Origin of the sequence: Paenibacillus ihbetae, assembly GCF_002741055.1 — a bacterium.
GTDB classification, from domain to species: domain Bacteria; phylum Bacillota; class Bacilli; order Paenibacillales; family Paenibacillaceae; genus Paenibacillus_AQ; species Paenibacillus_AQ ihbetae.
Genome location: NZ_CP016809.1, coordinates 513,687 through 536,741, shown reverse-complemented (window position 1 = coordinate 536,741; position 23,055 = coordinate 513,687). Strand labels below are relative to the sequence as shown.

The 23,055-nt window shown below is 53.0% G+C and carries 21 protein-coding genes; 18 read left to right on the top strand and 3 right to left on the bottom strand.

The genetic code is table 11. The annotated features are described in order from the left end of the window. Nucleotides 1-194: 194 nt before the first annotated feature. From BBD41_RS02315 to BBD41_RS02290, 6 genes are all read left to right on the top strand, one after another. Entirely contained in the window at nt 195-1,439 is a 1,245-nt protein-coding gene (locus BBD41_RS02315; RefSeq protein ID WP_099476575.1) for an MDR family MFS transporter, read from the top strand. A 193-nt stretch (nt 1,440-1,632) separates the two neighbouring features. After that, nucleotides 1,633-2,085: a DoxX family protein gene (locus BBD41_RS02310; protein WP_077565698.1), complete on the top strand. Its 453-nt coding sequence runs from the start codon at nt 1,633-1,635 to the stop codon at nt 2,083-2,085. 29 nt (nt 2,086-2,114) lie between these two features. After that, complete coding sequence (locus BBD41_RS02305; protein ID WP_099476574.1) at nt 2,115-2,741, top strand: TetR/AcrR family transcriptional regulator; 627 nt, start codon at nt 2,115-2,117, stop codon at nt 2,739-2,741. Further along, nucleotides 2,738-3,199, top strand: coding sequence for a DUF2269 family protein (locus BBD41_RS02300; RefSeq protein WP_099476573.1), 462 nt, complete (start codon nt 2,738-2,740; stop codon nt 3,197-3,199). Before BBD41_RS02305 ends, BBD41_RS02300 begins: the two co-directional genes overlap by 4 nt. Nucleotides 3,200-3,481: 282 nt before the next feature. Then, the gene (locus BBD41_RS02295; RefSeq protein ID WP_099476572.1) at nt 3,482-4,696 is read left to right on the top strand and encodes a Bcr/CflA family efflux MFS transporter; all 1,215 of its coding nucleotides are present in this window, start codon (nt 3,482-3,484) and stop codon (nt 4,694-4,696) included. Nucleotides 4,697-4,756: 60 nt separating this feature from the next. Continuing rightward, complete coding sequence (locus BBD41_RS02290) at nt 4,757-6,403, top strand: alkaline phosphatase family protein (protein ID WP_099476571.1); 1,647 nt, start codon at nt 4,757-4,759, stop codon at nt 6,401-6,403. 19 nt (nt 6,404-6,422) lie between these two features. On the opposite strand, the gene pdxR is transcribed toward BBD41_RS02290, so the two are convergent. After that, nucleotides 6,423-7,838, bottom strand: coding sequence for a MocR-like pyridoxine biosynthesis transcription factor PdxR (pdxR, locus tag BBD41_RS02285; protein WP_099476570.1), 1,416 nt, complete (start codon nt 7,836-7,838; stop codon nt 6,423-6,425). A gap of 118 nt (nt 7,839-7,956) precedes the next feature. Here pdxR and BBD41_RS02280 point away from each other — a divergent pair, with 118 nt between their 5' ends. Next, a complete protein-coding gene (locus BBD41_RS02280; protein ID WP_099476569.1) occupies nt 7,957-8,907 on the top strand; it encodes a DMT family transporter in 951 nt (316 codons plus the stop codon). 85 nt (nt 8,908-8,992) lie between these two features. Then, nucleotides 8,993-9,343, top strand: a complete 351-nt coding sequence (locus tag BBD41_RS02275; RefSeq protein ID WP_099476568.1) for a DUF2512 family protein — start codon at nt 8,993-8,995, stop codon at nt 9,341-9,343. A 114-nt stretch (nt 9,344-9,457) separates the two neighbouring features. Here the strand turns inward: BBD41_RS02275 and BBD41_RS02270 are convergent, their stop codons facing one another. Next, nucleotides 9,458-9,964 (bottom strand): DUF3231 family protein, encoded by a 507-nt coding sequence (locus BBD41_RS02270; protein WP_077565705.1) that lies wholly within the window; start codon nt 9,962-9,964, stop codon nt 9,458-9,460. A gap of 183 nt (nt 9,965-10,147) precedes the next feature. Here BBD41_RS02270 and BBD41_RS02265 point away from each other — a divergent pair, with 183 nt between their 5' ends. Both BBD41_RS02265 and BBD41_RS02260 read left to right on the top strand, forming a co-directional pair. Further along, nucleotides 10,148-11,002, top strand: a complete 855-nt coding sequence (locus BBD41_RS02265) for a manganese catalase family protein (RefSeq protein WP_077568939.1) — start codon at nt 10,148-10,150, stop codon at nt 11,000-11,002. 239 nt (nt 11,003-11,241) lie between these two features. Next, the gene (locus BBD41_RS02260) at nt 11,242-11,763 is read left to right on the top strand and encodes a Crp/Fnr family transcriptional regulator (protein ID WP_099476567.1); all 522 of its coding nucleotides are present in this window, start codon (nt 11,242-11,244) and stop codon (nt 11,761-11,763) included. Here BBD41_RS02260 and hmpA read toward each other — a convergent pair. Beyond that, nucleotides 11,727-12,935: an NO-inducible flavohemoprotein gene (gene hmpA, locus BBD41_RS02255; protein WP_099480423.1), complete on the bottom strand. Its 1,209-nt coding sequence runs from the start codon at nt 12,933-12,935 to the stop codon at nt 11,727-11,729. The genes BBD41_RS02260 and hmpA overlap by 37 nt on opposite strands. A gap of 331 nt (nt 12,936-13,266) precedes the next feature. Between hmpA and ric the strand changes: the two genes are divergently transcribed. The 8 genes from ric to BBD41_RS02215 all read left to right on the top strand — a co-directional run bounded on the left by ric (nt 13,267) and on the right by BBD41_RS02215 (nt 22,923). Continuing rightward, nucleotides 13,267-13,965: an iron-sulfur cluster repair di-iron protein gene (gene ric / locus BBD41_RS02250; protein ID WP_099476566.1), complete on the top strand. Its 699-nt coding sequence runs from the start codon at nt 13,267-13,269 to the stop codon at nt 13,963-13,965. Nucleotides 13,966-14,234: 269 nt separating this feature from the next. Beyond that, nucleotides 14,235-17,906 (top strand): nitrate reductase subunit alpha, encoded by a 3,672-nt coding sequence (locus BBD41_RS02245; RefSeq protein ID WP_099476565.1) that lies wholly within the window; start codon nt 14,235-14,237, stop codon nt 17,904-17,906. Then, on the top strand, nt 17,896-19,431 hold the full coding sequence (narH, locus tag BBD41_RS02240) for a nitrate reductase subunit beta (protein WP_099476564.1): 1,536 nt from the start codon (nt 17,896-17,898) through the stop codon (nt 19,429-19,431). The genes BBD41_RS02245 and narH overlap by 11 nt, the downstream gene beginning before the upstream one ends. Next, a complete protein-coding gene (gene narJ / locus BBD41_RS02235; protein WP_099476563.1) occupies nt 19,424-19,993 on the top strand; it encodes a nitrate reductase molybdenum cofactor assembly chaperone in 570 nt (189 codons plus the stop codon). The genes narH and narJ overlap by 8 nt, the downstream gene beginning before the upstream one ends. After that, nucleotides 19,990-20,682: a respiratory nitrate reductase subunit gamma gene (narI, locus tag BBD41_RS02230; RefSeq protein ID WP_007130327.1), complete on the top strand. Its 693-nt coding sequence runs from the start codon at nt 19,990-19,992 to the stop codon at nt 20,680-20,682. Before narJ ends, narI begins: the two co-directional genes overlap by 4 nt. Nucleotides 20,683-20,732: 50 nt before the next feature. Further along, the gene (locus tag BBD41_RS02225; protein ID WP_099476562.1) at nt 20,733-21,203 is read left to right on the top strand and encodes a GAF domain-containing protein; all 471 of its coding nucleotides are present in this window, start codon (nt 20,733-20,735) and stop codon (nt 21,201-21,203) included. After that, nucleotides 21,200-22,279, top strand: coding sequence for a sensor histidine kinase (locus BBD41_RS02220; protein ID WP_099476561.1), 1,080 nt, complete (start codon nt 21,200-21,202; stop codon nt 22,277-22,279). The genes BBD41_RS02225 and BBD41_RS02220 overlap by 4 nt, the downstream gene beginning before the upstream one ends. Continuing rightward, on the top strand, nt 22,276-22,923 hold the full coding sequence (locus BBD41_RS02215; protein WP_099476560.1) for a response regulator transcription factor: 648 nt from the start codon (nt 22,276-22,278) through the stop codon (nt 22,921-22,923). Before BBD41_RS02220 ends, BBD41_RS02215 begins: the two co-directional genes overlap by 4 nt. The last annotated feature ends 132 nt before the right edge of the window (nt 22,924-23,055 follow it).

Below are 23,055 nucleotides of genomic sequence, written 5' to 3'. Positions count from 1 at the left end.
TTATTAGATTAGAACGTACGTTCGATTTAAGGAACATTTGAATCAAACCGGGTCTTATTCGATTTTCATATTATTAGTATAAACGAACGTCTAATATAAGTCTATATTTTGCCTGGAAATTATTTTATAGTAGGTGATGCCCGGCCGGGATATCTAAGCCATTGCGCTGTGAAGCTAAAGGGAGCCTGTTTCTTATGCAAATTCGTTTATGGAATACCAATTTAAAAGTTCGATTATTTGGCGAAGCGCTGTTCAATATGCTCGTGTGGATGTACTTTCCGTTTATTGCGGTTTACTTCGGGAACGCATTAGGAAATGATATCGCGGGGATGCTGATGACGGTTCCTCCGTTATTCAGCATGGCCGGGAGCTTGATCGGAGGCGCTTTGGCGGACCGGGTGGGACGCCGTCCCGTCATGCTGATGGGCGCTGCGCTCCAAACCTTGATGTTTGCCGTATTCGCCATGTCGCCTTCTCATTGGCTCGATTATGCCGCATTTATCGCCATCGGTTTTGGCGGGGCCGTGTATCGGCCGGCCAGTACGGCGATGGTGGCAGACCTGGTTCCGGCACAAGACCGGCGTCAAGTGTTCGCTACATTCACGACCGCCAATAATATCGGGGCTGTGTTAGGCCCGGCCCTTGGAGCGGTATTCTTCTTCTATTACCGGCAGGAGCTGTTGTGGACCTGCTCGATCATCCTGCTGCTGTATTTCATCGCCATTTATTTTATCGTTAAAGAATCCATGCCGACTGGTGAGCGAAGCGCAGAGCGTTCCTCACCGGTGGGCGAGATATGGAAGGAGCAGTGGAAGGGATACGGCGTAATTTTTCGCGACAAAGTGTTTCTGGTGTACATACTAGCAGGGATATTCGCGCTGGTAGCGATTATGCAGCTGGATTTGTATTTAGCCGTCTACGTCACGAACTACGTGCCTGCTCAGGCTTTGTTCTCCTGGGAGGAGGGCGAGCTGATGCTCACCAGCACCGAAATTTTAGGATGGCTGCTCGGCTTGAACGGTCTCTTGTTTGTACTGTTTATCCTGCCGGTAACCAAATGGCTGCGCCACTGGAAAGAACGCGACGTATTCATTATGTCATCACTGTTATCCGGAATAGGGACGTTCGCCCTCGGCTTCAGCACCAATCTATGGTTCCTGTTTATCGTTACGATCGTGTTTACATTCGGCGAGATTGTTCGCTCACCGGTCATGCAGAGCTTTATCAGCCATTATGCGCCCGAGCATGCAAGAGGACAATACATGGGCGCGGATAACCTGCAGTATACGATCGGGCGATTTTTAGCGCCGGTGACCGTGTTTTTATCGGCGTGGATCCCGCCAATGGGGATATTCAGCCTGATCCTGCTGTCAGCACTTATTAGCGTCGTTCTATACGTTCAGTTGTTCAGAATATACCCCGCCTCGTCAAAACAATAGATGGGCCCATGTCGGTTAGATGGGGGAGCAATCCTCTGGGCAATCAAACAGGCAAAACCAAAGCCGTCAGATTTGCTGCTTGCTCACTATGAGCGGTCGTAATCTTGACGGCTTTCATTTATTGCCGTTCGTATTTACAAACCGATGGTCGGTATATATAATAAAGAACAAAGAGGATGAGGAGTTGGTGGAGATGGCACCATTCATAGGCATGGTTTTTTCGTTTCTCGTATTTCGGACACTCGGTTTAGCCGGGTGGGAGTACATGAACGACACCGTCATATCGCTTCGCTTTGCAGCAGCGGTAATGCTGCTGATCGCAGCGTCGGCTCACTGGGGCAGAATGCGTCCCGATCTGATCGCGATGGTACCGCCATGGATCCCTAAGGCGGGGTTGATCGTAAGCTTGACAGGTATTTTTGAAATATCGGGTGCCATTCTGCTGCTCTTCCCGTCGACGACAACGACAGCAGCAACCTTGCTGACGCTGCTGCTGATTGCCATGTTTCCCGCTAACATGCATGCAGCCCGTCATAAGCTCAAGCTAGCGGGCAGGCCGGTTCCAGCGCTTGGGATCAGATCGGTTATCCAAATCGTGTTCATAGCCGCGATCTTAATTGCAGGCTGGCTGCCGCCGCAAGGGTAATGCGGTACCTATGAAGGAGGAATCCCAATATGAAGCAAGAAGAACGCCGAGAGCAAACGCAGCACATCCTCCTGGAAGCAACAGAGGAATTGATCCGGGAGAAGGGCTGCAGTCAAACGACGTTAACGGATATAATGAAGCGCACCGGACTCTCCAAAGGCGCGATCTTTCATTACGTTTCCGGCAAAGATGAGCTGTATATCAATGTATTGAAAGCGAAGCTCGCGGAATCAAACGAACGGTTTATGAATGAAGTAAACAAGCAGGGGAAGGAGAAGCAGTTTGAAGGACCCATGAACGCCATCGCGCATGGGATGACGAAGCTGGAAAGCCGCGATGACATAAGCAACCAGATTTTGATGTATTTGATCGGAAAGAGCGATCAGCCGGGGATTGCCGAGATTGTAGCCGGGTTTTACAGGGAATCGACGGCGACCTCGAGGAATTGGATCGAGACCGGGCAGGAAGCGGGCGTAATTCCAAAGTCCATCGATGCCGAGCGGACGGCGGAGCTGTTCGAATTGCTGTCTTTCGGGCTGCGGGTACGGGGATTGATCGGGGCCAAGAGCGACGTCTTCGGTACGAAGGAATATGAGGATTTTATCATCGGTATTCTGCAGCCCGGAGAAGCCGGGAAGGGGGGCAGGAGCCGATGACGGTATGGCTGTTTCTTCATATAACCGGAAGCGTGCTGTTTGTGGGGAATATCATAACGGCAGCGTTCTGGAAGGTAAGGGCCGATATTGAAGGCAATCCGTCCCACATCCACCGGACGGCGAAGAATGTAATGCTGGCCGACTACGTGTTTACGCTGCCGGGATTGTTGCTGCTTATCGTTTCCGGCATCGTGATGGCTGGTCGCTACGGATTCGGGATCGGCGGAATGAATTGGCTCACCGCATCGCTTGTCTTGTTTGGCGTGACGGGACTGATTTGGGGAGGCATATTGATCCCATTACAGAAAAGCATGATTAAGCACAGCGGACACTCCGTAGAACTTGGAGCGGTCACGGCAGGGTATAAGCAGGCGTCAAGGTATTGGGCGATATTCGGGACGATCGCAACCCTGCTTCCCCTCGCCATCCTTTATTTTATGGTGTCTAAGCCATTTTGATAAAGTAAATGGTCCCAAATAGTACTCCTAGGCTCCCTTTCATCGAAGAGGAAGCCATTGCAGAATCATATAGAGAGAAGGCCAGAGCACGGTAAAGAAACTTTACCGTGCGTTTTTTTATAACGAACACTTAACAAAAAGTACGGAACCCCTTATAATGGTCAAAGTCTTGTCGACCGGAAAACCACATGCTTGAGCATGCATTTACTTGCTCGACAAGCTATGGCTTGGCTGTCACATCCATAGTTAAAGCTAAATTAATCGTAAAGGTGTTTGATACGCATGCTTCATAATCCAACGGGAAGAGAACGCCTAGGCCTAGCATTTCTTCTCAGTTTGCTTGGTATTTTGGGACCATTCAATATCGATATGTATCTGCCCAGCTTCCCCGATATATCGGCTGACTTGGGAGCGCGAGCCTCGCTGGTGCAGCTGAGTTTAACCTCGTGCTTGATCGGTCTGGCTTTGGGACAAATTATTGTGGGACCAATCAGTGACGCACGAGGGAGAAGAATGCCCCTGATCATCTCTCTGGGACTGTTCGCCTTATCTTCTCTATTTTGCGCGCTAGCGCCGAATATTACGACGCTGATTATCGCTCGATTTTTGCAGGGATTCACGGCTGCTGCCGGCCTTGTCATCTCCCGTGCAGTGGTGCGGGATGTGTTCAGCGGCAGGGAGCTGACCAAGTTCTTTGCGCTGCTGTCAGTCATCAATGCTGTTGCGCCGATGGTCGCCCCGATGTCAGGCGGAGCGATTTTGCTGCTTCCGTCTGCGAGCTGGCATTCGATCTTTTATTTTCTAAGCTTATTCGGCCTGTTTATCGTGCTCACCATTACGCTGCGGTTAAAGGAAACCTTGCCGCCCGAGAAACGGATGCCCAGCTCGATTGGCCACTCGATTCGGACTATGGGGGATCTGTTCAAGGATCGTTCCTTCATCGGATACGCCTTGACGGTCGGCTTTATCCATGGAGGGAGCTTTGCTTATGTGTCAGGCACCCCGTTTGTTTATCAAGGGATTTATGGTGTGTCGCCGCAGGTGTTCAGCATTCTGTTCGGCATCAATGGCCTTGCAATCATTTTCGGCAGCTTTCTGATCGGACGCTTTGGCGGCATTATTCCGGAAAGGACATTGCTGCGCTTCGGCGTATGGACGGCGGTAAGCGCAACTTCTCTGCTGCTTATCATGACGGCGATCCGAGGACCGCTTGCCCTAATCGTCATCTTAATCTTTATATATATGATCACGATCGGAATCGTTGCCACCAGCACATTTACCCTGGCCATGGAGAAGCAAGGACATCGGGCGGGAAGCGCAAGCGCCGTGCTTGGCCTGGTACCGTTATTGCTGGGCTCGGCGGTATCGCCCCTGGTCGGTATTGACGAGACGACAGCCGTTCCGATGGGAGCCGTGTTGTTCATCACTTCGTGCCTCGGTGCTTGGGCGTTTACGAAGCTGACAAGAGCAAGCAGAGATGAAGCATCGGCAAGCTAAAAAATCCCTCGAATGACATTTCGTTATCCGTTGCAAAATGTAGGTAAGGCGGGTGACGAAATGCGAACAATGGGAATGAAGTGGTTAGCCGTAGTCCTCATCCTGGCGACAGTAGTTGGCTGTGGAAATAAAGAGACGAAAGAGCATGACTTGCTTCATGTGAAGTCCAAGCAGGGAACCGATAAGAAGAAAGTTATCTTTCTTATGGTTGACACGTTAATGGCCCAATCGATCGATGAAGGGATCCGTCAAAAGCAGCTCCCGACCTTTCAGTATCTTATCGGGAAAGGGCATTACCATAAGGATATGGTCAGTTCGTTTCCGACGATGTCCGTGACGATTGACAGCTCGATGCTGACCGGTGCCTATCCTCATGAACATCGAGTCCCCGGCCTTCTTTGGTATTCGGCCGAGGAGAAGCGTTTAATCAACTACGGAACCGGTCCGATGGAGATTCTGAGGCAGGGCGTGAATCATGTGCTCGAAGATGCCCTTATCAACCTGAACGGCCGGCACCTCAATCCAAAGATTCATACGATCTATGAAGACGCAGCCAGACTCGGGCTGACTTCCGGCTCGATCAACGGATTGGTGTATCGGGGAAAAGCGGAGCATACCCTCTCCATTCCGGCTTGGATCGAGGTGCCGACCACCCTGCATCGAAACATCAAGGTCAAAGGTCCCGATCTGTTGACCTTGGGTGCCCTTTCCAATCCGCTGAACGGCAAGAAGAATATGCCTGACAGCATTGCCAACCGATTGGGAATGGATAACAAATTTGCAATGGAAGCCTTGGAATATTTAATCAGGGAGAAAAAGCTGCCTGACTTTTTATACGTGTATTTGCCGGATTTGGATCAGAAGATTCATAAGAACGGGCCTTCGGATATGGAAGGCATCAAGAAGCTTGACGATCAGCTTCAATCCATGCTGCAAGCCTTCGGCTCCCCCGAAAAAGCGCTTGAGGAAGCCATCATCGTCATTGCGGGCGACAGCGGCATGACGCAGCTCCTTCCGGCCGATCAGCATTCGGAAATCGACCTTCCGGCCATATTGAACGGGTATCGGATCCTGCGTCCGGGCGAGCGGCCAACGGATGAAACCGATGTAATCCTCGCCGTGAACGAAACGATGGCTTATATATACAACCCGAATGGGAAGCACTCGCTGCAAGAAATCGCGGGCAGGCTTCTTAAGGACAACCGGATAGACATGGCCGCGTGGAAGGATGAAGGATGGATTCATGTTCTACGTGGTTCTGCAGGCAAGCAGCTGAAATATCATGCGGATGGTTCATTCACGGACTCTTATGGACAGAAGTGGACGATCGAAGGAGACAAGGACGCTTTGGATCTGAAAGCAGGCAGGGGGAAGCCGGATGAAGGTCAACCCATAAGCTATGGAGAGTACCCTGATGTCCTGCAAAGATTGGCAAGCGCTCTTCATTCCCACACCGGGAGCTATATGGTCGTTACCTCGAAACCCGGATACGAGCTCAAGGACCGAAGCTCTCCGACGCATGAAGGAGGAGGCGGGCACGGATCTATAGGGAAGAAGGAGTCGCTTGTGCCGCTGATCATATGCGGAACAGACCGTGAGCCCCGTTACTTGCGCATGATAGATCTTAAGGCGTTCCTGCTGGATTTGCTGGCGGAGCCGTCACAGGACGGGAAGCCACGTACAATGGACCGGAAAACCGCGCGTTAGCGCGGTTTTTTCATGGGTATTAAAGGGGAACCTGACGGGCGGATGGCATATATCCCTGGGCAAGCAGAAATGCTTTCAGCGCTGCCACACCTTCTTCGATTTGCTGCGGTTCCAGGTGACCATAGCCGAATAACAGTTTATTGGCGTGGAATCCTTTGGCAATCGCATGGTATTCGACGGGCGTGATCCGGATCCGGTTACTCCTGCACTTGTCTTTAAAGGACGAATCGAAACACATGTTCTCGAATTCGATGGCAAGATGCAGGCCGGCGGCATCGCCCCATGGGTGCCAACGATCGCCGAACGACCTCTTTAATGCCGTCATAAGCGCCTGTCTCCGTTCACGGTACAGCTTGCGCATGTTTCGAATATGCCTGTCAAATTTCCGCGTTCGCAAAAATTCGGCTAAAGCCGCTTGCTCAAAAGGAGGGTTCTGGACATCCGTATGCGTGCGCAAATAACGCCATCGCTCTTGGAGGCAATGCGGGAGAATGACATAACCGATGCGAAGGGCAGGAAACAGCACTTTGCTGAACGTTCCGATATAGATCACGCGATCCGGATCCATCGCATAGAGCGGCGAAACCGGGTCTCCGTCATACCGAAATTCACTGTCGTAATCATCCTCTACGATGTAGCTGCCTTGTCCCCTTGCAAACCGAATCAAGGCTGCCCGACGATCGGCAGGCAATATTCCGCCAAGCGGGAATTGATGCGAGGGAGTCACATAGATGGGGCCGCTGTTGCTTGGCAGCTTGTCCGTTATCAAGCCACACTCATCCACAGGAACCCGCTTCACATCATAACCTTTATTGATGAACGACTGGAGCATTTCGATGTTCGTCGGATCCTCGACGATAATCGCCTGTTCTGGCTGATACAACAGATGGGCAATGACACTCAAGGCATGGGTTGCGCCTGCCGTTATGAAAATATCCAGCGGATCGACCGCCAGCCCTTTACTCCGGTACAGCCAGGAGGATATTTCGTAACGCAAGCTTGGCAGTCCCTGGGGGCCGGTATACCCGAGCATATCGTCAGGCATCTCGCGGGAAGCCTTGATCGAGATTTGCTGCCATAAGTATTTCGGGAAGCTTCCTAGATCCGGTTGGCCAGTACGGAAATCGACCAGGAAGGAAACGCCCTGATGCTCGCGCTGCCGTGGCATCTCCTTTTTCTCCGTATGGACAGCTGCGCCGTCCGCGATTCTTGTCGGTGATCCCTGCCGGCTTACAACGAATCCTTCGGCCAACAGCATGTCAAAAGCCTCATTTACCGTATTTCGGGACACCTTCAGTTCCTCTGCCAACTGGCGGGTGGAAGGAAGGGCTTCCCCTGCGCGAAGCCTTCCGGCAACGATTTGCTCTTTTATTTCCAGATAAATTTGCCGTTTTAACGGAATCTCGATGTCTCGCCGCAATTCAAATCCCCACATAGTTCCTCCAACTGGTTTGTATGAATTGGAGCTGAACTGGTTCTTCAACCAACTCCGATAAGATTGTACCATGTTGGAGATATCAAGCGACTATGATTTTGTGAGGATGTGAACTCGGGTGGAAAGATGGAAAGGGATGTTGTATCTGTTCGGAGCATTTACGCTGGCGGGTTCTTCGGTGATAACAGGATCGCTGTTGAACGGCAAGCTGGGAGCGTTCACGATTACGGCAATCAGCCTGCTGCTGGCGCTTATGATTCTTATTCCGATGTGCTTTCGCGAGCTTGTTCGTTCATTCGGACGCCGAGCCAGGGTAAATTGGCCTCAACTGCTGCTTCAGGCGGCCTTTGGCATGTTTCTGTTTCGTATGTTTATGCTCTTTGGCCTCTCTCATACCAGCGCTGCGGAAGCGGGCATCATAACCGGGGCAACGCCGGCTCTTACCGTATTGCTCGCAAGACTAGTACTTAAGGAGCCGGTCAACCGCTTTAGTCTAACCGGAATCGCAAGCACGGTCAGCGGAATTATTCTGATTCAGGGGTTGTTCTCGCAAGGAAATTCCTTTACCCTGCAGCACTTAATCGGAAATATGCTGGTGCTCTTCGCGGCTGCTAGCGAATCGGTATTTAATATTTTGTCACGAAGGAGCTCGCTTAGGAGCGGTGGTCCTTATGAACAACCGGTGGATCCGGCTGTGCAAACGACGCTGGTATCCGCCATGGCCTTCCTTCTATGTCTAGTCCCAGCGGGGTTTGAGAATCCGCTTCGGTCCTTGGCCGGGATCGGATGGGAGGAGTGGCTTGCACTTGTTTGGTACGGTCCCTTTGTGACCGCCCTTGCTTTTGTGTTGTGGTACGCCGGAATCCATCGATGCGATGCTTCCACGGCGGCAGCATTTTCAGGCATGATGCCGTTTACCGCTTTGGTGCTGTCGGTGGTCTTGCTGCGACAGCAGGCGGGTGTAGAGCAATGGGCCGGAGGGCTGTTGGTGGCGGCAGGCATGGTGCTCATCGGCGTGAACCAGACGCGAACGGGAGGTAAGCGCGTCAAAGCGGTAACGGCTGACTGAATCTTTTATCCTGCGTGTTTGAACGCGCTGAAACGGGTTATAAAAGTAACAATTGGATAACCTAATTTCAGAAGGAGTGATATTCATGGAAAAGCTGTTGGTTAAGCTGCTGGTTCACGGCGTCATGATCACGGGCTTGCTGCTCGCTCTGTCGAACGCCACGCTGATTGCGGCCCTGATCACCGCGCTGGGCATAGGCATCGTTGCTTATCTGCTTGGGGACCTTCTGATTCTGCCGAGGACGAAGAACATGGTGGCGACCATCGCGGATGCAGGCTTGGTATTCGTTATGCTGTGGATCATTGCCGATGCGGCCAATTGGACGCTAAGCTTCCCGGAAATACTGCTGCTTACTGTATTGGCAGGGGGCTTTGAGTATTTGTTCCATATGTGGCTGTTGCGCGATCATACCCCGGTTCGAAGACAGCGTGCGTAACCGGTAGTTATAGCCGCTAGCCGCTTTGATGGCAGATAACGTGAGTCTATAAAACAAAGAGACTCAGCAGGGCAACTAGTTCTGCGAGTCTCTTCGTTTTTTGTTCGCCTGCTGCTATTCAGGCCTTTTCGCTTGCAGCGGTGGAGGAATAAGCCAGCCCTTATCCTTGTTCATTCGCAATATCCGCAGACCGAGGGCCGTTTTCGTTGCATGGTATTTCGCAAACAAAGCGCCGATATCTTCCCGGATGCTCTGTCCCATCACTTTGCTGCAAGAGACAAGCCCCAGGGCGTTCTCGGCAGCGATTTTGGCGGCGATTTCCGGATCGGTGAATCGGGCGCCCATCGGAATTTCCTCAAGCTTGGCAGGTGGCCGTTCAGCCAGCGCCGGGGCCGGCGTAATGCCGTTGTCGGTCAGCAATTCGTCGCATTCCTTCATTTCAAGTCTCGCCTGGTCGAGCAGATCTTCAAGGAGCTTCTTCAACTCCTTGTCTCCTGCATGATACATATACGCCTCATAACATGAAACCGTGCCTTTTGCCATCATGGACGTTTCCCATACGCTGAAGATTTCGCCGTAATGCATAGGCTCATCTTTCGGATTACCGCTTAAGATACCCAATTTGATTCGCTCCTTTGGAATTAGTGAACATCGTCATTATGTACAGGAAGCATCAAAATCATGCTGCAACTTCCTGGTCGTACCCGGCAGGAAATTATTGCATATGCCCTTTGGTGCATGAAACTTCCCGCCGAGATTGAAACTGAAGGCATCAATACAATCCAGGAAATCGGAGGCATGGCAATGTATTTTTACAAAGAAGATCTGATCAATTTGATCGTGCCGGATAAGCCTGATCCCGCTGCCGCTAAAGTGCTGCAGGAAACACTTGGCGGACGGTTCGGCGAGATGCGGACCATGATGCAGTTCTTTTTCCAAAGCAATAACTTTCGGGGAATGGATACCCAGTTTCGGGACTTGATCCGGGGAGTGTTTCTGGAGGAAATCAGCCACGTCGAGCTTGTGCAGCATACGATCAACCAGCTGTTGACGGGAGCAGGCGCCGAAGGCGCGGGAACTGCCGGAATCGACGAAGCGCCGCTGGATGAAGCGGTCAAGCACGCGAACCCGCATCACTTTATTATGGGAGCCCAAAGCTCGCTGCCGGTCGATGCAGCAGGCAATCCCTGGATGGGGAATTATGTGTACGACCACGGCAATCTGGTTGCGAATCTGCTCGATAATCTCGTTCTTGAGTCGACGGGAGTGTTGCAAAAATCCAGAATCTATGAGATGAGCACGAACAAAACGTTCCGGGAGACGCTGGCCTTTCTGATCGTCCGCGACAACGCCCATCAAAACGCGTTTGCCAAGGCGCTGGAAACGCTTGGCGTCGAGTGGGGCAAGCTGTTCCCCGTGCCGAATTACGACATCCATAAATATCCGGAGTGTAAAAAATATGTGGATATGGGCTTCCATAATGCCCAATTCAACTTCCGACTAGACAACACGCGGATCGGGGAAATTTTCAGCGGCCAGACGCCAAGCCGTAATGGCGGCAGTCTCCAAGTCACTCCGCCGCCGGAAGGCTATCCGGTACCGAATTTGCCTGAGCTTCCTAACGAGCATAGCCCTGGGACACGCGATCTGAATGCGTAAAGCGTGTTCGCAAACAAAACCGCCTTGGATTCAAGGCGGTTTTGTTACGGGCGTACCTGGCAGCAGGTAGGCGGATTCGGTCTTCAAGTAGGCAGCAAGCCCTGTTCTCAGGACAACCTGATAAACCGGGCGGGCGGCAGCTGCGACTTCATTATAATCTGATAACAAGGCCTTCTTGATCCCGTTATGACGCTTACGCTATGATTAGAGACAGTGTCATGATTGAGGAGGTCCTGTTTATGATCCTTCATAAAGGAGAAACCTTATTCCGGCAAGGCGAATCCGGCCCGCTGTTTCATGTGAAGAGCGGCATGCTCAAAATCGAGCGCGTACACCAGGACGGCAATGCTTTGCTAGTGAATTTGATTGTCCCTGGAGAAACGATTCCGCATCATTCCTTAATTACGCCCAAGCCCTATTTCGGGACGGCAGTCGCATTAGTGACAAGCGAGATTCAGGTTTACCGCCCGGATGAATGGTATGGGGCCTTGGAGGAGGACCCGGTACGTTATCGTTCCATAGCGCTCCAGCTGCAGGATAAGCTGCGGATGATGCAGGAGCGGATTGATCAATTAAGCGAAATTGAGCCCATTGAGCGTCTACGCAAGCTTCAGCGGTGGTTCGAGCAGTATATTTCACCCGCTCGTCTCACGGACGTCTTGACCCAAGTGGAGATCGGCCAGCTGATCGGGCTGCGCCGGGAAACGGTCAACCGGCTGCTGCGTCAGGAAAGGCCCGCAGTAGGGCCGAAGAACTCGTAATGGATCCGGTCTGAAGGAATGTCCATTGCCAGAAGCGCATCGTTGATCGTCTTCATGAACGGAATTGGGCCGCAGAAATAATAAACGGCCGACTGGCCCGGAACGGTATCTTTTAACCATGCCTGGTCGATCCATCCCCTCTTATGGTATCCGCCATCCTCTGCGCCCGGGCTGCTGTAGCACCACCGGTAAGAAATATTCGGATTCATTTCCGCGAGCTGCTCGACATGCTCTTTCATTGCATGGGCACCGGCATTCCGTGCTGCGTGGATAAACATAACCTTACGCTCCGGCTGTGCTTCAACAACGGAGTTGAGCATGCTGATCATCGGGGTTAGTCCAACACCGCCGCTGATCAGGACAACTGGTGAGGAATCCTCCAGGCTTAATGAAAAATCGCCGGCAGGAGCCGAAAGCTCCACGATCCCGTTCTCTTCAACGGACTGATGGAGGTAATTCGATACTTTTCCTTCCGGCGTATCGGTGCCTTCAGCTTCCCGTTTTACTGATATCCGGTAATACGGCTTGCCAGGCGCATCGGACAGGCTGTACTGGCGGTTCAAGGTGTAAGCTTCACCGGGAATTTGCAGTCTGATGCTGACATATTGTCCAGGCTCAAAAGAGGCCAGCGGGCCTCCGTCCTCCGGAACAAGATAGAAGGACGTAATAACTTCGCTCTCCCGCACTTTTCGATTGACCCGGAACGGTTTGAAGCCGCTCCATCCCCCGACCTGCGTCTCCGTTTGCTTGTACATCTCATCTTCCACGGATATGAATGCATCCGCGATAACGCCGTATGCTTCCTTCCACGCTTGTAAAATTTCATCGGTTGCTGCTTCTCCAAGCACCTCTTTAATTGCTCCTAGCAGATGTTCCCCGACAATAGGATAATGCTCCGGTTTGACGCCAAGACTCCGGTGTTTGTGCGCGATTTGCTTCACGGCAGGCAAAATGGCCTCCAGACGGTCGATGTGCTGGGCCGCGGCATACACCGTGTCTGCAAGGGCGGTTTGCTGGCGGCCTCGTTGCTGGTTGGCATGGTTGAACATATTCAACAGCTCCGGATGCGCCTTGAACATATTCCGGTAGAAGGTGGACGTGATGGTAACGCCATGTTGTTCCAGGACAGGAACCGTTGATTTGATGGTTGCGATCGTTTGTTCGCTTAGCATAAAGCTGCGCCTCGCTTTCATAAAGTGGATGGTACCATTATAGATACCCCTCCTTGAACAGTATTGTGATTTGAATCACATAAAATCGTAACAATTTGTGACTTTAAAATTTGAACAGGAGCATTTTAAAAGAAGCGTGACTGCTTTCTTTAGGGAGGCTTTTATAGAGCTTCGAATGGGTGCTCTGGGGCCTGTCGTTCACAATTTGTCCCCAATCACTATGACTGCAATCACTGAGGCGGATGGGAGGCCTCTCTATACTTGAGGCGTGAGAAACGGCCAGATGACTTCGCAATAGCCATTGGTCCACAAATGACAGGAGGTTTTTTCTATGAGTACCTTTACGCTTCATACCCATGTCTCGGATATCGTTTCCTGCGTCCCTCAGACGGCTGACCTGTTCCGTTCGCTTCGCATCGATTTTTGCTGCGGCGGCCAGATTACCCTGGAGGCAGCAGCTGCGCAGCGGGGGCTGGATCCCGAAGAAGTGCTAAGTCAGGTCAAGCTGCTGCAAGACAAATTTGAGAAGTATCAGGAGAGGCGTCCGGCTTCCCTGAGCGCGCCTGAGCTCATCGAACATATTCAGCACAAGCATCATGCATTCCTGCGCGATGAACTGCCTGCCCTGACCCCTTATGTCACAAAACTTGCCCGTGTCCACGGGGAACGGCATCCCGAGCTGCTCCGGGTTCAGGAGCTGTTCTCACAGCTCAAGAAGGAGCTGCTGGAGCACACGCAGGATGAAGAGCAGAATGTGTTCCCGCTTATGGTCCTGGTACTGACCGAACCCGAGTCGGTTGCTCGAAAGCAATTGCTGCCCCTCATAACCGGGCTTGAAGAGGAGCACTCCAGTGCAGGGGGCATATTGCAGGAGCTTCGGGAAGTCACCAATGATTGGGAACTGCCGGATGATGCATGCGGCACATACAGGCTTGTCTATCAACGTCTTGCGGATCTTGAGAAAGACACCTATGAGCATATCCATTTGGAGAACAATGTTCTTTTCCAAGAGATTCGTAAAATCATATAGCGAAACTCATTCTAACACTTCGATATCTTTCGAGAGCCTCTGCCTGCTTGTTCGCCGGGCAAGGGCTCTTTTTGTCTACCCTCAAGATGAGTGTGGAATGCACCCCCGTTAAAAACACCGCGAGCGGATGACGAGGGATTTTCCCTGCGAATATAGGAGTTTCCCTAGTAGGATGCCTCTGGCGATACCTGCATAATGAAGGCATACGAATGGACGATACATGGATTCCCCAACCATGGTCATTCAAGCAGAAGGAGTTGACGTGTCCTATGAAACGCAAAGCACTGACATTCTTCAAAAGGGTGGAGAGCTACTCGGACAATTGGTCCGTCCTGGAAGAGAAGAGCCGGGAATGGGAGGATATGTACCGCAAGCGCTGGTCGCACGATAAGGTCGTCAGGACGACGCACGGCGTGAACTGTACCGGGTCCTGCAGCTGGAAGGTGTTCGTGAAGAACGGGATCATTACCTGGGAGAACCAGCAGATCGATTATCCGTCATGCGGGCCGGATATGCCGGAATTTGAGCCGAGAGGCTGTCCCCGTGGCGCTTCCTTCTCCTGGTATGAATACAGCCCGCTTCGAATCAAACACCCATATATCCGCGGCAAGCTTTGGCGGATGTGGAGCAAGGCTTTGGAGGTGCACGGGGATCCGGTTGCGGCCTGGGCCAGCATTGTGGAGGACCCGGATCAAGCCAAGGCTTACAAGCAGGCTCGAGGAAAGGGAGGCCATGTGCGCGTTACTTGGCCGGATGCAACCAAGCTCATCTCCGCGCAGCTGATTTATACGATTCGTAAATACGGGCCCGATCGGATCGCTGGATTTACGCCGATCCCGGCCATGTCGATGATCAGTTATGCGTCCGGAGCCCGGTTCATTTCCCTGCTGGGTGGGGAGATGCTCAGCTTTTACGATTGGTATGCGGATCTGCCGCCCGCCTCGCCGCAAATCTGGGGGGAGCAGACCGACGTTCCCGAGTCAAGCGACTGGTATAATGCCGGCTACCTTATTATGTGGGGCTCCAATGTGCCGTTGACGCGCACGCCGGACGCACACTTTATGACCGAGGTGCGCTACAAGGGAACCAAGGTCGTATCCGTGGCTCCGGATTATGCGGAGAACGTGAAATTCGCCGATAACTGGCTCGCACCGAATCCCGGAACGGACGCAGCTCTTGCCCAGGCAATGACGCACGTCATTTTGAACGAATATTATCGGGAGCGCCAGGAGCCGATGTTTCTGAATTATGCGAAGCAGTATACCGACATGCCGTTCTTGATTATGCTCGATGCGCATGGAGACGGTCTGAAAGCCGGGCGTTTCCTGCGGGCAAGCGACCTGGGAGATGCCTCGCCGCATGCCGAGTGGAAGCCGGTGATTCTGGATGAGGCAGCGGATGAAATCATCGTCCCGAACGGTACGATGGGCCAGCGATGGGAGCAGGGAAAGAAATGGAATTTAATGCTGGAACGGGAAGACGGGACACGGATCGAACCGGCGCTTTCGATGGAAGGCCATGATGCGGATTGGCATAAAATTGGTTTTCCCTATTTCGATTCCAGCGGCAGCGGCATATTCGAACGGATGATTCCAGCAAGAAAGGTTCATTTGGCCGATGGAACAACATGTCTCGCCGCGACCGTCTATGACTTAATGCTGAGCCAGTACGGAATCCGGCGGACCGGGAGCGAGCTCGAAGCCGCAAGTTATGAGGACGCAGGCTCGTTCTATACGCCGGCATGGCAGGAGGCGATCACCGGGGTAAAGGCTTCGGTCGTGATCCAGATCGGCCGCGAATTTGCGCAGAACGCGCTGGATACCGGCGGCCGGTCCATGATTATCATGGGCGCCGGAATTAACCATTGGTTCAATAGCGACACGATTTATCGCTCCATCTTGAATCTGGTCATCCTTACGGCATCCCAGGGAGTGAACGGCGGGGGCTGGGCGCATTATGTGGGTCAGGAGAAATGCCGGCCGATCGAGGGCTGGTCGACCGTCGCCTTTTCCAAAGACTGGCAGGGACCGCCGCGCCAGCAGAATGCGACCTCCTTCTTCTATTTCGCCACCGACCAATGGAAATACGAGGAATCGGGAATGGATGCGCTGAAATCCCCGACCGGCGAGGAAATCCGGTACCGTCATCCTGCTGATTATAACGTATTGGCTGCACGCCTCGGATGGCTGCCGTCCTATCCGCAATTTAACAAGAGCAGTCTTGCTTTTGCAGAGGAGGCGGAGAGAGACGGGAAGCGCACGGCCGAAGAGATCGTCCAGCATGCGCTGGATCAGCTGGTTAAGGGTGAGACGCGATTTGCGATTGAGGATCCCGATGCCCCGGAAAACTTCCCGCGTTCGCTGTTTGTATGGCGATCCAATCTGATATCCAGCTCAGCGAAAGGTCAGGAATATTTCATGAAGCACTTGCTGGGCGCCTCTGACAATCTCCTGTCGCAGCCGAATGAAGAAGAGAAGCCGGAGGAAGTGGTGTGGCGCGGCGATGTGGAAGGCAAGCTGGATCTGCTTGTCGCGCTTGATTTTCGAATGACCGCCACGCCGATGTACGCAGACGTGGTGCTTCCTGCAGCAACCTGGTATGAGAAGACGGATTTATCCTCAACGGATATGCATCCCTTCGTTCACCCGTTTAACCCTGCGGTAGACCCTTTGTGGGAATCGCGTTCGGACTGGGATATTTACAGAACGATCGCTAAGGAGTTCTCGGACATGGCCAAGACCCACCTGCCGGGCGTGTATAAGGATCTGGTTGCCACTCCGCTCGCGCACGAAAGCAAGGGCGAAATTTCGCAGCCGTTCGGTCTGGTCAAGGATTGGAGGGCCGGCGAGACTCATGCGATTCCGGGAACTACGATGCCGAATCTGACGGTGGTCGAGCGTGATTATACGTTAATTTACGATAAATATATAACGCTCGGGCCGAACTTGGCCGCCGGCAAGGTTGGGGCTCACGGCGTAAGCTTCCCGGTGGCTGAAGAATTCGAAGAACTGAAACGAATCAACGGGACATACCAGGATGGAACGATCAAGGATGGGCTGCCCAAACTGTACACGGCCCGGCATGCGGCGGATGTCATCCTGAATATATCGTCAGCCACGAACGGGAGGGTCTCCCAGCGCGCCTGGGAGGCGATGGAGGAGGATACCGGCGTCAAGCTGAAGGATATATCGGCAGACCGGGCAGCCGAGCGAATCACCTTCCAGAGCATAACCGCCCAGCCGCGGGAAGTCATCCCGACGCCGGTGTTCAGCGGTTCCAACAAGATGGGCAGACGGTATTCGCCCTTTACGACGAATATTGAACGCCTGGTTCCGTTTCGTACGCTAACCGGAAGACAGCACTATTACATCGACCATGAGCTGTTTCTGCAGTTCGGCGAAGCGCTGCCGGTCTACAAGCCGACGCTTCCCCCGATGGTGATGGGTCCTCGCGACAAGCCGGTCGCCGGCGGGAAGGATGGGCTTGTTCTCCGGTATCTAACACCGCACGGAAAGTGGAACATTCACAGCACCTATCAGGATAATTTGCATATGCTGACGCTTTTCCGCGGCGGGCCGACGGTATGGATCAACAACGATGACGCGGCAGCTCATGCCATCCAGGACAACGACTGGCTCGAGGTATACAACCGCAACGGGGTCGTTACCGCAAGGGCGGTTGTCAGCCACCGGATGCCGAAGGGCACGATGTACATGTACCACGCTCAGGATAAGCACATCAATGTGCCGGGCTCGGAGATTACGAAAGACCGGGGCGGCAGCCATAATGCGCCGACGCGGATTCACGTCAAGCCGACCCAGATGGTGGGAGGCTACGCGCAGCTCAGCTATGGCTTCAATTATTACGGACCGATCGGAAATCAGCGGGATGTGTACGTGGCTGTCCGCAAAATGAAAGAGGTGGATTGGCTTGAAAATTAAAGCACAAGTCGCCATGGTCATGAATTTGGATAAATGCATCGGCTGCCACACCTGCAGCGTGACTTGCAAGAGCACCTGGACCAATAGACCGGGCGCAGAATATATGTGGTTCAACAATGTAGAGACGAAACCGGGCGTCGGCTATCCTGTCCGCTGGGAGGATCAAGAGAAGTACAAAGGCGGATGGACGCTGAACAAAGGCAAGCTGGAGCTCAAATCCGGCAGCAGATTGTCCAAAATCGCGCTCGGCAAAATCTTCTACAATCCCGATATGCCGGAAATGAAGGATTATTACGAGCCTTGGACTTATAACTACGAGCATCTGACCGCATCGGGGGAGAAGAAGCATCAGCCGGTCGCCCGGCCGAAATCGGCCGTAACCGGCGAAACGATGGATTTGGAATGGGGACCGAACTGGGAAGACGATTTGGCCGGGGCACATGTAACGGGGCAGCGGGATCCGAATATCGAGAAGATCGAGGAGGAAATCAAGTTCAACTTCGAGCAATCGTTCATGGTGTATTTGCCCCGCCTGTGCGAGCACTGCCTGAACCCAAGCTGCGTCGCTTCCTGCCCGTCCGGAGCGATGTACAAGCGCGATGAGGACGGCATCGTGCTGGTGGACCAGGAAGCATGCCGGGGCTGGAGATATTGCATGACAGGCTGTCCGTACAAAAAGGTCTACTTCAACTGGAAAACGAACAAGGCGGAGAAATGCACCTTCTGCTTTCCTAGAATCGAGGCTGGACTGCCGACGGTATGCTCCGAAACGTGCACCGGGCGGATTCGTTATCTGGGCGTGCTGCTCTATGACGCAGACCGAGTTCAGGAAGTCGCGTCTACTCCCGACGAGCAGGATTTATACGAAGCGCAGTGCAGTTTGTTCTTGGATCCGCACGATCCTGAGGTCATCCGGCAGGCGCGGGCGGACGGGATCGCCGAAGAGTGGATCGAGGCGGCGCAGCAATCCCCGGTGTATAAGCTCGCAATCGAATACAAGCTGGCATTCCCGCTTCACCCGGAATATCGGACATTGCCGATGGTATGGTATGTTCCGCCGCTTAGTCCGATTATGAATGTGTTTGAGGGCAAGGATTCCGTAGCGAATCCGGATCTGATCTTTCCGGCCATCGAGGAGATGCGCACCCCGATCCAATATTTAGCGAACCTGCTGACGGCAGGCGATACCGCCGTGGTCAAAGGAGCGCTGCAGCGGATGGCGATGATGCGTTCCTACATGCGGGCCGAATCCTCGGGAGCCGAATACGATGACAGCCGATTGGAGCGGGTAGGGCTTACCACGCAGCAGGTGAAGGAAATGTACCGCTTGCTGGCTATCGCAAAATACGAAGACCGGTTTGTCATCCCAACCTCGCATAAGGAGCAGCATCTGGACGTGTACCGCTCACAGGGATTTGAAGGCTTTGAGTCGGGCTGCGGCGGCTGCGGGCCGGATAATCCTTTCGATAAGAGCGGCAAGGAGTTGTATGAAGAAAACTTCTACGGGGGGATATGGCGTGATTGATCTTGATAAGCTCCTGATGCAGCAGCCGTCATTCGGCTTTTTTGCACGGCACCTCACCTATCCGGACAAACTGGACTTTCACCCTTCGCTCTTGGAGGAGGCCTGGGATGCGGGCCACCCGGCTTATGCTTCAATCAAGCGATATTGGGACAGCATGCATGAGTTCAGCTTGGAGCAGATTGAAGAATTGTATGTTCAGACGTTTGACTTTCAAAAAAAGACGACGCTGTACATGACCTATTTCAAGATGGAGGACAGCAGGGAGCGGGGGCAAATGCTTGTCCGGCTAAAGGAGACCTACGAGCTGTTCGGTCTGGAAATAGCCAGCTCCGAGCTCTCGGATTATCTGCCCCTGATGTGTGAATTTCTATATGCCGCCCGGTGGGAGGGGCACAGGAAGGAAGCGAAGGAGAGCCTGTCCCTTATGCTGGCGGTCTTGGAGGACGGAACGTATCATCTGTTGAAGGAGCTGGATCGGCTGGACAGCCCGTACGCCGGATTAATACGTGCGCTTCGCGACACGCTCAAAATGTGCACGATTCAGGAGGCGGAGCTCGGATGAACATGATGGATCAGCTCTTGTGGGTCATTGTCCCTTATGTCTGCATCGTGGTCTTTATTGTCGGACATATCTACAGATACCGGACGGATCAGTTTAACTGGACGGCCAAATCCAGCGAGTTTATCGAGAAGAAGCGGCTGAAAGCAGGCAGCCTGATGTTCCATCTGGGCATCATCCCGGTCATCGGGGGACATGTCGCGGGACTCGGCATCCCCCAGTCCTGGATGGAGGCGGTCGGCGTTAATGAGCATTTGTACCATATCGGAGCGGTGTATGTCGGCGGCGCTTTCGGCATGCTGACATTGGCAGGCATGGTTCTGCTGACATCGCGCAGGTTTACGCTGCGAAGCGTGCGGAAGCTCAGCACGGCATCGGATCTGATCGTCAATGTGCTGCTGCTGTTCATCATTATTATGGGGATGTATAGTACGCTGGTTACGAATGCAGTGGAGCCGGATTTCAATTACCGGGAGACGATATCGGTATGGTTCCGCCAATTGTTCGTCCTTCGTCCGGATGCGTCACTAATGACAGAGGTGCCTTTGTCTTTCAAAATCCACATTCTGGCCGGGCTCGGTATTTTCGCTTTATGGCCGTTCACCCGTCTTGTCCATGTCTGGAGCGTTCCGTTGAATTATGTCGGAAGAAGATATATCCTTTATAGAAAGCACCGTAAATATGAATCGTAGACGAGAGAAGGCTTTGCGGCCTTCTTTTCTACATCAGAGGAGTTAGGGCTATGACGGTAATAGAACAGTCTGGCTATGATTATCAGCTGGAAATCGATAGGCTGCGGGATCGGTTTCAATTCGATTTCGTGTCGCTAGCGCTCGTCCAGCCTGCCGAAGACCGGTTTGTGCTGACGTGGCAGTATGCTTCAGGCAATCACAATGAGCGGTTTAAACGGATCGTGCTCCATTCGGGCAAAGGCGTCGCCGGAATTGTGTTCAAGACCGGAAAATCGATGCTCATTCAAAACGTTAACGCCGATATTGGTGCACGCGACTTATTTAATTTTCCGATCATTGCCGCCGAGAAGCTCAAGAGTCTGGGGGCCCTTCCGCTGTGGGTGGAGGCCCGGGTAATGGGCGTTTTGCTGGCCGGGTTCCGGGAGGAGAACCGAATGAATCCGGCGGTTTTTACCGATTTCCGGGAGCAGCTCGGGGCGACGTTCGGAGCTTTTCGGATCAGGGAGGTGTCGCAGGCTTGATTACCATGACCGGAGATCGATTGAGCGAACTGCTCGATAAGCTGTACCGCAAGGGTACGGAAGCCATCTTCTTCATGGATCAAAAAGGCGGCGTTGTCGGCATGAATCCGGCTGCAGAGCGGATTCTGGAGGTCGATGTGATCGAGCGGATTCAGTCGGGGATTGACGATTCGTTCTGTCAAACCTGCGAGGGATACACGGATGAACAGGAGCTGATGTCCTGCGCCCGGTGCTATTTGGATTACCCTAAGGGAGAGTTCTCTTCCTTTCAAGTATACCTAAGGACAAGGGACGAGGGCGTCGTCCCGTTCGCGGCAAGCTATCATACGATCGACGAAGAACAAGGTATCCGGGTACTGATGCTGCTGGATCTTACCAAGCAGCAGAAGACGCAGGAAATGCTGCAGCGTAATCATATGCTGAAATATGTGATCAAAGCGCAGGAGGATGAACGCAAGCGGATTTCCCGCGAGCTGCATGACAGCGTCGCCCAGGAGCTTCTCAGCTCCTTGGTGGATTTGCGGGTGCTGAAATACATGAACGTTAACGATGATGTGCTCAACAAAATTCAGCAGACGGAGCAGTCCTTGACCCGGCTGCTGGATGATATCCGGCATTTATCGGTAGAGCTTCGTCCTGCATCGCTGGACGATCTGGGTCTCGAGGCTGCCTTTCGCTCGCATTTTAAATGGATGGAGAAGAATTATGGGCTGCTTGTGCATTTTTCCGCCGAGCTTGCGGCAGCCCGGTACAGCAACGAAATTGAAACCGTCGTTTACCGGGTTTGCCAGGAGGCCGTGCTGAATGCGCTGAAGTATTCCGGGCTGGATGAGGTTCATGTGCGGCTGTGGGAGGAGAATGGGGTCCTTCAGCTGACCGTGCGGGATGAAGGTGTCGGCTTTAATATGTTTATTAACGAGGCGCAAGGGACCGGGCTCGGATTGTACGGCATGCGGGAGCGGGCGGAGCTGGTCGGCGGGCAGTTCACGCTGGCTTCGGCGGTCGGCGCAGGGACAACGGTGCAGCTCCGTATACCGCTGTCTCAAGATGTAATCCAGGAGGGGGACCGTTCATGAAGATTGTCATTGCCGACGACCATGCCGTCGTCCGCAGCGGGTTCTCGATGATTCTCAACTATCAGGAGGATATGGAGGTTGTAGCAACGGCTGCGGACGGACTGGAGGCATACGCGATGGTAGCCAAACATAGGCCGGATGTGCTGCTGATGGACCTGAGCATGCCCCCTGGCGAAAGCGGACTTATTGCTACCGGCAAAATCAGTGCCGATTATCCGGGCACCAAGATTATCGTGTTGACCATGTATGACGACGAGGATTATTTGTTTCATGTGTTGAAGAACGGAGCGTCCGGCTATGTGCTCAAGAACGCGCCGGATGATGAGCTGATCTCCGCCATACGGATGGTTTACGCCGGAGGCACGTACATTCATCCGCAGATGGCCACCTCCCTGGTGCGGGAATTTATCAAGAAGGACAGCGAAAGCCCCGAGCAAGATCCGCTCAGCAGTCTTTCGCAGCGGGAGCTCGAGATCTTGCCATTGATTGCCAAGGGATACGGGAATAAAGAGATTGCGGAGATGCTGTATGTGTCCGTGAAGACGGTTGAAGCGCACAAAGCTAAAATTATGGAGAAGCTCAACTTGAAGAGCCGGCCTCAGCTGGTTGAATATGCGCTTAAGAAGAAGCTGCTGGATTTCTGATCCGTCTCGCCATTAGCTGTCGAGGGAAACCATATGCTTATGAATAGGGAAGTTCCTTGCCAAGGTTAAGGGAACTTCCCTATTATCTTTGTGAATACATGCACTTACAATGGGATTGGGGATCCATGATAA

Excerpts from the sequence above, each read along its gene's own strand:
- BBD41_RS02245 (WP_099476565.1), top strand. The coding sequence starts at position 14,235 with ATGAAACGCAAAGCACTGACATTCTTCAAAAGGGTGGAGAGCTACTCG.
- pdxR (WP_099476570.1), bottom strand. The coding sequence starts at position 7,838 with ATGTGGGGATTTGAATTGCGGCGAGACATCGAGATTCCGTTAAAACGG.
- BBD41_RS02275 (WP_099476568.1), top strand. The coding sequence starts at position 8,993 with ATGGAAAAGCTGTTGGTTAAGCTGCTGGTTCACGGCGTCATGATCACG.
- BBD41_RS02305 (WP_099476574.1), top strand. The coding sequence starts at position 2,115 with ATGAAGCAAGAAGAACGCCGAGAGCAAACGCAGCACATCCTCCTGGAA.
- BBD41_RS02290 (WP_099476571.1), top strand. The coding sequence starts at position 4,757 with ATGCGAACAATGGGAATGAAGTGGTTAGCCGTAGTCCTCATCCTGGCG.
- BBD41_RS02260 (WP_099476567.1), top strand. The coding sequence starts at position 11,242 with ATGATCCTTCATAAAGGAGAAACCTTATTCCGGCAAGGCGAATCCGGC.
- BBD41_RS02315 (WP_099476575.1), top strand. The coding sequence starts at position 195 with ATGCAAATTCGTTTATGGAATACCAATTTAAAAGTTCGATTATTTGGC.
- hmpA (WP_099480423.1), bottom strand. The coding sequence starts at position 12,935 with ATGCTAAGCGAACAAACGATCGCAACCATCAAATCAACGGTTCCTGTC.
- BBD41_RS02225 (WP_099476562.1), top strand. The coding sequence starts at position 20,733 with ATGACGGTAATAGAACAGTCTGGCTATGATTATCAGCTGGAAATCGAT.
- BBD41_RS02215 (WP_099476560.1), top strand. The coding sequence starts at position 22,276 with ATGAAGATTGTCATTGCCGACGACCATGCCGTCGTCCGCAGCGGGTTC.
- BBD41_RS02265 (WP_077568939.1), top strand. The coding sequence starts at position 10,148 with ATGTATTTTTACAAAGAAGATCTGATCAATTTGATCGTGCCGGATAAG.
- narI (WP_007130327.1), top strand. The coding sequence starts at position 19,990 with ATGAACATGATGGATCAGCTCTTGTGGGTCATTGTCCCTTATGTCTGC.
- BBD41_RS02310 (WP_077565698.1), top strand. The coding sequence starts at position 1,633 with ATGGCACCATTCATAGGCATGGTTTTTTCGTTTCTCGTATTTCGGACA.
- ric (WP_099476566.1), top strand. The coding sequence starts at position 13,267 with ATGAGTACCTTTACGCTTCATACCCATGTCTCGGATATCGTTTCCTGC.
- BBD41_RS02300 (WP_099476573.1), top strand. The coding sequence starts at position 2,738 with ATGACGGTATGGCTGTTTCTTCATATAACCGGAAGCGTGCTGTTTGTG.
- BBD41_RS02295 (WP_099476572.1), top strand. The coding sequence starts at position 3,482 with ATGCTTCATAATCCAACGGGAAGAGAACGCCTAGGCCTAGCATTTCTT.